This window comes from Paenibacillus chungangensis, from assembly GCF_042675905.1.
GTDB classification, from domain to species: Bacteria; Bacillota; Bacilli; order Paenibacillales; family Paenibacillaceae; genus Pristimantibacillus; species Pristimantibacillus chungangensis.
Genome location: NZ_JBHTJZ010000056.1, coordinates 1 through 9420, shown reverse-complemented (window position 1 = coordinate 9420; position 9420 = coordinate 1). Strand labels below are relative to the sequence as shown.

The window sequence follows — 9420 nt, the reverse complement described above, 5'->3', positions numbered from 1 at the left end:
GTGATGTTATTGTGCGAATCCCGTCACAAATGGAAGGTGATGCTGATGTGCGTATCGCTGTTGCTCAGAAGCGAATCGGTGTTGTCCTAACAGCGAAATAATCAGGCTAGTCTTCACGTTTATACAGATAATACCACGAAAACACATACAAATACACACAAAATCATATATTTAAATTGCGAATATTCGTGTTTTACAGCTATAACATTGCCCTCATTCATAAAAAAGCAAATCGAACCTTTATAGCGCTAAATATACGAAAAGAGCATGGCCCATTGCGCGATCATGCTCTTTCATCATAGATATAATGACACGAATTACTTTAGATCAATCAGCCTCTTCACAATTACAGCTGCTTCAGCGCGTGTTGTCCTGGCAGTTGGCTCAAAGCCCTTATCTCTACCAATCATAATCTCCTTAGTAGGCCATACGATCGCCGCTTCCGTGGTGGTGAACTGGATTTCAACAGGCTCAGAAGTTAGTGTAGTACCGTCCAATGCATAGATAGACACTATATAGGTAGTATTACTCGTTAAATTCTCAATCGTGTAGGGACCAGAACGGTCTCGCACATAAGTCGAAAGCTCCGAACCCCAGCTAATGTAATATTCAGAGTGACCCGGATTATCCGTCCATTGCACTGTAGCACTAGTCTCGGTTATATTTACTGCCTGTACATTCGCGGGTGGGTCTACAATTATAACCGTGTTAAAGGGTAGAGGAGACCAATCCCAATCCCCCTCAACAAGGATCATCCCCAGGGTATGCATGAGACACGATAGCTCCCGGTGAAACAATGAAGCTAATAGTTGATTTAACATAGCAATTTATACTTTTTCATGGTGGGATAGCCTAATTGTGAAATGTAAATAAAACTTTATACTCGCGTTTGCAACTCACTTCGATTACAAAGCTGGCGAAGGAACAAAAAAAGGGCAACGGCGTTGTGTATTGCCTAACGCCATGGCCCATTTTTTCCCTCAGCAAGAACTATTTCAAACCCGACCCGAATCGGGCAAAATAAACTATTGTATTATATTATCCTGGAACCATATTATTCAATTAAAACTCAATATCATAAAGAGGAGCGCAGTATGAAAAAACAGTCATCTCAATTAGATGGCTGTTTTTATGCTACAATCATTCTCTATTTTTTTCCTTTGCTTTTGTAGTCCTTTCCCTTATCAACGCTTGAATCATCTCTAAATAACGGTTCCTCGCTGAACTCTGTGTTTAAGCTAGCATTAGAGAATCGTGTAGGTCGTTCAGTAACCGTGTCGACTTCTTCGTCTGACTTAAACAATAAACCTAGACAGGCAAGTGCACTTAACCCTACAAGGCCATAGACCAGTCGAGACAAGAAAGAACTTTGGCCCCCAAATAACGCTGCAACCAAATCAAACTGAAAAAAACCAATTAGCCCCCAGTTAATGCCACCTATTATAAGTAAAGCCAGCGCAATACGTGAAAGCATACTCAAATCCTAACTCCTCCTTTCAATTCGTTCTTATCATTTGCTAAAACGGCTTTTTTATACATTGTATTTATCATTGTCATTTCAATAATGGCCCCTAATGCTCTCCTTATGCCCTGGGATTTTATCTTCTTTGCTCTGCCTCCGATGCTCTTGTGAATGTGAAATCCATAAATCCTGAATATATGAGATGAAATTGGATACAGTACCATTATAATTTCACTAATTGGGGGACTTAAAATGAATTTACAATCTGGAAAATATTATTGGCCTACTACTTTTCCCGATGCTCCATCTTACCCTGCATTGGAAGATGATCTGTGCTGCGATGTGTTAATTATTGGGGGCGGAAGCTCTGGAGCTCAGTGCGCATATTATCTTGCTGATCATAATTTAGATGTGATTGTAATCGAAAAATCAAAAATTGGCGGCGGCAGTACGAGTACGAATACAGCGCTTCTGCAATATTCTGGTGAAAAAATGTTTATAAATTTAATCAATAGCTTTGGAGAAGGTTACATAACAAAACATTTGCAATTACTTAAGCAAGCCATTAATGAAATTGAAGCAGCTTCAAAAAAAGGGGAAATTGATTGCGAATTCAACAGAAGGGATACCTTATATTCAGCTAGCTGTGCAGAAGACGTGGATAAGCTAAAACGGGAATATGAATTTTTAAGGTTACAAAATGTTGAGCTTACCTTTTTAACAAAATCTGAAATTGAAGCAAAGTATCCTTTTAGCAGAGATGCGGCGATTTATTCATACAACGATGCAGAAATCAATCCTTTTAGATTTACCCATTCACTTTTACAATACGCGGCAAGCAAAGGCATTCGCGTTTATGAACATACAGAAATGAATGGGCATCATTATGAAAAAGAACACGATAAGATGGTTGTTTCCACAAAAAATGGCTGTTCTATAAAAGCGCGTTATGTTATTTTTGCAGCGGGGTATGAAGGTATGGAAGTCAAAAAGGAGAAAAAAGCCTCTTTTGTAAGTACATATACAGTAACGACCAACCCCGTTGAAGACCTATCCCAGTGGTATAACAGGACACTCATTTGGGAAACTGCACGCCCCTATTTGTATATGCGTACAACGAGAGACCACAGGATTATCATAGGTGGACTTGATGATAATACGAATTACCCCGATGATAGGGATAGTAAGTTAAACCATAAAAAGGATCAACTGATTGAGGAATTGAATAAATTATTTCCCCATATAAACGTAAAAGCAGAGTTCTATTCATCTGCATTTTATGGAGGAATAGTGGATGGACTTCCCATTATCGGCAAATATGAAAAATATCCTAATTGCTATTTTCTATTTGCCTTTGGTGATAATGGTACGGTATACAGCCAATTACTGTCGAAGATTATTGTACAGGAAATCGTTGAAGGCAATAGTCCAGATTTAACTCTATACTTGCAAGAACGTCCTTTACTTAACAAGGAGTGAAAAATGGGGAAGCTATACGACCCCTCGAACGGCTAAAACCAGAAATTTCGCCCTACTTGTGGATGCTTCATTCTTCGAAGTATTTACTCCTAATGCAGAAATATGCAGGCCTTTCTCCTTTTTGATCTACCAACGATATGTCGAGCAGATCTTTAACAATTTTTCTTATTGTTGCCGTTGATTTATCGAATATTTCTGACAGTTCCCCCGCCGTTAATCCACTACTAGAATCAAAGAAATGATTTTGTGCCAAGACAAACATCATATCTCTGTGACCCTGGGGCACAAGCTTTAACTTTGGATCGCTACCTATCTTTTGTAATGCCATATTTAAAAAGTGGCTCTTTTCCTTCAATTCTGCGTTCATCTGCTTAAGAGCCTCTATTATTATTTCTAAAAAAGTTTCAATAAAACTGTTCATTTCACCTCTACTTCTAATACTATTAGAAATCTCGAAAGCCTCAAGGTACTTTGTTTTATACTTGTTACATCCCCTAGATAATGACAATGTACAAATATTACCTAAATTCTTTGACAAGTACATACTGCTAATAAATCTAGATATTCTCCCGTTCCCATCATAAAATGGATGAATATATCCAAAATAATAATGACCTACTGCCACTTTGATGATGTTTGGTACTTCAGAATGATCACTGTTCATGAAATCCAACAATTTTTCGATCAATTTAATGATTTCTGATTCAGGTGTAATCCCATGGTGGATAACTTTTCCACTGCCTGATTTTTTTAAAATATAAGTGGTTTCTTTTCTGAATATTTCTCCATCGGGAAGTTCTTGCGAGTCAATTTCACCTTTTGTAATATCATCATATATTGTTCTTATATCCTTTGGTGTTTTCGGATGTTCAAAATCTTCGAGCAAACGAAAATATGATTTAATCATACTCTCAAATCTTTTCTTTGATTTCCTGTTAAATAGCACATCTTTAGTACTTCTAACGATTTCATCTCTATTACTTCGTATACCTTCTAACTCGTTTGTGTTATACAACTCCTCCGAAATACATTCAATAATAAACTGTTTTTGTGCTACTTTTGGAAGATTCTTAAAGTTTGTATCAAAATCCATCGAAATGATGTAAAGTTCGGAGATCATCTTTAACATCTTGTTTGTAGGCACATAGTATAAATCATACCTATTTGCCTGGTTCATAGGTTTAATATGCATTCCAAGTTTTACGATTGAACTAAAATTAAATCTTTCTTCATACACCTTATTAAATTCACCAATACTATTTTCATGAAATATTTTATGCAAGTGCCTCATATACTCACCACCAATTTAATATATATATATCAATAATTCTTACATATTAAACTGGTATTGTCTACACCTATGTTTAAAAAATGATCATTTTTTAAACATAGATTCCGACTTTGTTAACTCAACACTTTTATGTTAGCCCCACAAATACATCGTCCATTCCCATTTTTCTTAATTTTCACTTCTCTCTTACATGAAGGACAAACAACAATCATGCGTTAACACCTCAATTTTCAAAGTGTTAATATCTTTAGCATGGAAGAAAGACGTTATACCTCTCTAACGAAAGTTTTATTCAACTATCATCTTCAACAACTAATATCCGCTCATTTCCCTATAATCGGTTGGTACCCCCGCATCTCCTTGCCGCCTCAGCATCGCGGGTCACATTGCGCTGCGTTTCTTCCACCTAGCCCGGCATTTTCGAAAAAATGTCCTTGTTCAAAACTCCCGCTGACAACCATTGTCAGTGAAGTTCATTCGGAATCTTCGTCATAATGTTTGGCGATCCCATATGCCACTTCCTGGATCCGACGCTTCAGCTCCAGTGGCTCCATAATGCGAATGGCTGTGCCGAATGTCATTAGATACATTGGTAGGTGCTTGTTCATCGTCGGGACGTCGAGTAGAAACCGCGCCTCTCGATCGGTCCGTTCCGTCAAATAGTGGCGCATATGCCAGTGACGGCAAATCGCGTTCAGCGTGTCTGGCTCTCCCTCGATGCGGATGACTGTCAGTGGTCCGTCTGCCTCCCGTTCTCGCTCGGACTGGTCGCGGAAGTAGACGGACGCCGAGAAACGATCCGGCTTCTCGAACCGCGCTTCAGTCGGCTCCAACCTCGTTATGCGGTCCACGCGGAACGTCCGTACCGCCTGCGACCGATGACAGAACGCGACAGCGTACCACTCGTTTCGATCGTAAGCCAACCCGTAAGGATCAACCTCTCGTTCGTCGTCCTGCTCCGCATTCGCTTTGCGATAGGTCATGCGAACCGTTAGCCCGCCCTTGACCGCCTGCTCGAGGTCACGCAACAACGAAATGACGGAAGGTAGACGCGACGGAGAAATCACATCCAAGCCATTCGACTGATGGGACAGATCGTGGCGCTGCTCTTCGTGCAACCCGTTCTCCACCTTCTTCAGCGCGCTTTCTAGCTCCTCTGTATATGGATAACCAGCGCCTTGCGCAAATTTATACGCATCTACGAGCGCCTTCACCTCTACAGAGTTGAAGAAGAGTGGCGTCTCCTTGAAGCTTTCCAGAATACGAATGCCACCGTCATGGCCCGATTCCGCGACGACCGGCACACCACTGGCGCATAATGCGTCGATATATCGGTACACGGTGCGAACGCTGATCTCCAAACTGTCCGCGATCTCCGTAGCAGTGAGCTTCCTTCCGGTTCTAAGTATCCATAGCATCGAAAGCATATTATCCCATTTGGCTATAGGAAGCACCTCTTTTTCTCAAGAAAATAAAACTGATTTGAGCTACGGCTCCACAACCCCAGCTTATACCCTTACTGAATTGAATTCATTAACTCATAGAAATATTTGGGTTCATTAGTCTTGTTAAGACTATACCAGGCATCTAATGTTTGTGAAGAAAACACGCCCAGAGCTTTCAACACGTGTACAGCAAATTCCAACGGAGCTATTCCAGATGCAGTGATCAGTTTTCCATCCGTTACAACAGACTCCATTTTGTAATACTTTTCGCCCGTGTAAGTGGGACAGACCATTTTAAGGTATTCCAAATCATTGCTCGTATGCAGGCGTGAATTCAGCAATCCTGTCTGGGCAAGTCCCATTGTAGCACCACAAATCGCTGCAACCAATATACCTTCCTTTAAACTCCTCTCAGCGATTTTCAAGATGGGTTGGTGAATGGATTCTGTCCATGTATCTCCACCGGGTAAAATCAATGTATCTGTGCTTTCAAAGCTGCACTCATCCAGTTTAATGTCAGGCAGTATTTTCAATCCTCCCATTGTAGTGACAGGAGTCTTTTCAATTCCAACGGTGACTATTTTTGAAGGGGCCAGTCCCTTTTTATAATATCTTCCCGAATTCAGTTCTGCTGTTACATAACCTATTTCCCAGTCTGCCATTGTGTCAAACACATAAAGATATACCGTATTATTCATTCACAAGTTCTCCTTATTCTACAATTCATCAAGTGATACCAACTATCCATCTGTGATCACTGATTATCATGATTATACAATAGCTTCACTGACATCTGTTGTCAGTGAAGCTATTGCTCCATGATCGAGATGACGTCATAATTACACTACGAAAACGTACAGCCGTTAATCAAAATCCTTTAATAAAGCTTTAATCTTCCAACAGACGTATTGGCTGTGCATTGGCATCCTGCTGTCCATAGAGCTGGGCGAGATCGTGCTTTCAACACAAGTTGAGGCATCCGGGACTATCATTTTTGTAGACCATGACCCAGATCCTCTTGGGAACGAGAGTGGACTTGATTGGAACAACGCCTATACCGATCTGCAGGCAGCCATAGATGTGGCTGAAGCTGGCGATCAAATCTGGGTCGCAGAAGGGACGTATTATCCGACAGGGAATGGTACGGGGCGCAATGCTCATTTTACATTGAAAAATGGTGTGACAATCTACGGCGGACACGACGGGTATAGAGGTTACAGCGGCGCAACGATCCTGAGTGGGAATATCGGTAATCCCGACAGCAGCGCAGATAATGCCTATTATGTAGTCAGCACGTCCGGTCTGGGCAATACGGCTGTTCTCTCCGGGGTGACGATCGAGGGCGGGAGGCAAATGGAGCCTATCCCCATAGTTTTGGAGGCGGTACGGCGGGGGAATAGCAAATATCAATGGCAGCAGACCCGTGTTGACGAATGTGGAAATCAGAGGTAACCACGCATACATTGCCAGTGGCGGCGGTTTTGGGGGCGGAGTATACACACAACCGACTGCCACCCCCTATTCCAGGATGAAGACAAAATCAGCCATTTCGCCAAAGCCGCAGTGAACGCAGTCGTCAAATCTACAATAACCTGGTGTCGAGCAAGCGTGTTATACTGAAAAATTCGCCGTAACTTGTGGTCCGATGGACCTTGTTCATCGGTTGATAGAATCGATATATAAACCGGGGAACACCTCCCTTGATGTGGATACGTTTATCCTACAAAAAAAGGTCCATCAACAACATAGGATGAGATTACGTAAATATTGGAAATAATTCGGTCTTGTAACTGCAGCCGAGATTTCTCCACTTGTTGCATGTTGCTCTTCTAACGTTGCCGCTACACTTTGAATATTTTCACAACATCCCTGGAGGATCTCAGCCAGAATTTATGAGCTTGCGTCATTTATAATACGCTTCAATGTAACATCTCGAAGACGTAAAGAAAGACCCTCCAACTAGGAGATCTTCACCTACGCATTATTATAGTCATCTATAATTGAGATCGTTTTATTTGCTACTTCACTACCGAGTGAGGCATACAGTTTCTTATCGCCAATAACATAAAACTCTTCTTTAGCTCGTGTAGCTGCAACATTCATCATATTTGGATCAGATACAGCCCATCTTGCCGCCCCACTGCTCATAGAATCAGCTCCAAGAACAAAATAAACAATTTTGGCTTCTTTCCCTTGAAAAGTGTGAACAGTTCCTATATTCGTTGATTTCCCATTTTCTCGTTTTGTAAAATTAATTTCATCTAGAACTTGTGCAAGTTTACGAGCCACGTTTCTGAATGGGGTAATAACATAAATTTCATCCGCTAAATCCGGCTCTTCTTGCAAACGTTCATTAATCATACTTTTCAGTAAGTCAGCTTGTTCTTTAACAAATTTGTCAATTGCTCTTCCTGTTGAATCATACCACTGTGAGTTTCCTAGTGACTCATCTCCTGATTTACCTTGTACCATCAACCCGTCATACGATATTTCGTTAGATATCGTAAACATCGGATAGTTCGAACGTCTGTGTACCCAAAGGGGGATGCCAATCCATTCATCCTCATTTTTTTGAAAACCATACTGACTTGTGGCATCCACAATGGTTTGAGTAGACGCATCAGTAGATACAAATTTCTCATCGACTTCATAGTGTCTGCCAATCAGTGTAAGCACATTTGAATCTAACGTTAATACTGGTTTTATTTGTGATGGATCCCCCACAACCATAACCTTCTTACTTCTAAAAATTGCACCAACACTAGCTTGTGGTAGTGCTTGACCAGCCTCGTCTATGAATAAATTGCCTATTGAATTTTCATTTAGATTTATAAACATTCTCCCAAAACTAGCAAAAGTGGTGCTGACAACGGGAATAGTGAAATTTAACCAATTCCATGATTCTGAAATTAGCTTCTGCCCATTCTCCTTTCCCATGTATTCAGACTGCCTATTCCAAATATTCCTCGCGGCTTTCAAATTCTTTCTGTTTTCATACAGGAATTGCTTTCTAACTTTTAAAGCTGAAATAAATAACTCCGATTGTAACTTACGGAAGTTTCTTGTAGACCATGGATTAGATTTTTGCAGCTCTTCATAGGATAGTGAAAAATCTAGTCCCTTAATGCCACTTTGAGATTTGAGGTTTTCCAATACTGCAATTTCCCGTGCCATTTTTTGAAAAGCGTTATGTTGAGTAGTCTTCCAACGTTTGAAGTCCGCTTTTGTGTCCTGAGATTGTTTTTGAATGTGCTCACTTTTTCTAGCAGTTTCTTTTAACCTATTTTCGAGTCGCATACGGTCATTCAACCATTTCGTTTTTTGTCTAGATAGATCATTTAAATGATCATTTACATTATTCAGATTTTTAAAGTACTCCTCAACTTTGGGTCGATTAATTATTTTATGAAACCACAATAGGCTTGGCTTTTGTGAAGTAACTACATCATAATTTCGTTTAGCTTGAGCTTGTAGATCAATTAAAAATTCTATTTCAATAGAAGCACTCGATAAATCATCTTGAAGATTTCCACTTTCTTGTCTCAGTCTTTCAAGTTCATGTGTCGCTTCTGCTTCCTGTGTGACTAGACTTGTTTGTTTCTTTTTTTCTTCATTTTCAAAAGTAATCATTTGCTCCTTCATGACTTATGCAGTTCAATCCAAAACCAGGTAATTCGATAAGAGTCATAAAGATATCATCAAAGTTCACGAAAACCCCTTGACTTTCTGGAATCGCCACAATA

Annotated in this window: 8 protein-coding genes; 2 read left to right on the top strand and 6 right to left on the bottom strand. The window is 40.3% G+C overall.

The genetic code is table 11. The features are described from left to right. Positions 1-317: 317 nt before the first annotated feature. Together ACFQ2I_RS19665 and ACFQ2I_RS19660 are read right to left on the bottom strand one after the other, a co-directional pair. Positions 318-755, bottom strand: coding sequence for a fibronectin type III domain-containing protein (locus tag ACFQ2I_RS19665; RefSeq protein WP_377567271.1), 438 nt, complete (start codon positions 753-755; stop codon positions 318-320). Positions 756-1147: 392 nt separating this feature from the next. Continuing rightward, entirely contained in the window at positions 1148-1480 is a 333-nt protein-coding gene (locus tag ACFQ2I_RS19660; protein WP_377567269.1) for a DUF378 domain-containing protein, read from the bottom strand. A 234-nt stretch (positions 1481-1714) separates the two neighbouring features. Here ACFQ2I_RS19660 and ACFQ2I_RS19655 point away from each other — a divergent pair, with 234 nt between their 5' ends. Then, the gene (locus ACFQ2I_RS19655) at positions 1715-2941 is read left to right on the top strand and encodes an NAD(P)/FAD-dependent oxidoreductase (protein WP_377567267.1); all 1227 of its coding nucleotides are present in this window, start codon (positions 1715-1717) and stop codon (positions 2939-2941) included. 67 nt (positions 2942-3008) lie between these two features. Here ACFQ2I_RS19655 and ACFQ2I_RS19650 read toward each other — a convergent pair whose 3' ends face one another. The 3 genes from ACFQ2I_RS19650 to ACFQ2I_RS19640 form a co-directional block, all read right to left on the bottom strand. Then, positions 3009-4232 (bottom strand): Fic family protein, encoded by a 1224-nt coding sequence (locus ACFQ2I_RS19650; RefSeq protein WP_377567265.1) that lies wholly within the window; start codon positions 4230-4232, stop codon positions 3009-3011. A 473-nt stretch (positions 4233-4705) separates the two neighbouring features. Continuing rightward, positions 4706-5650 (bottom strand): helix-turn-helix transcriptional regulator, encoded by a 945-nt coding sequence (locus ACFQ2I_RS19645; protein ID WP_377567263.1) that lies wholly within the window; start codon positions 5648-5650, stop codon positions 4706-4708. A 98-nt stretch (positions 5651-5748) separates the two neighbouring features. Then, positions 5749-6375, bottom strand: coding sequence for a type 1 glutamine amidotransferase family protein (locus ACFQ2I_RS19640; RefSeq protein WP_377567261.1), 627 nt, complete (start codon positions 6373-6375; stop codon positions 5749-5751). A gap of 256 nt (positions 6376-6631) precedes the next feature. On the opposite strand from ACFQ2I_RS19640, the gene ACFQ2I_RS19635 reads away from it, so the two are divergent. Beyond that, positions 6632-7129, top strand: coding sequence for a hypothetical protein (locus ACFQ2I_RS19635; protein ID WP_377567259.1), 498 nt, complete (start codon positions 6632-6634; stop codon positions 7127-7129). 522 nt (positions 7130-7651) lie between these two features. On the opposite strand, the gene ACFQ2I_RS19630 is transcribed toward ACFQ2I_RS19635, so the two are convergent. After that, positions 7652-9319, bottom strand: coding sequence for a DEAD/DEAH box helicase (locus ACFQ2I_RS19630; protein ID WP_377567257.1), 1668 nt, complete (start codon positions 9317-9319; stop codon positions 7652-7654). Positions 9320-9420: the final 101 nt, after the last annotated feature.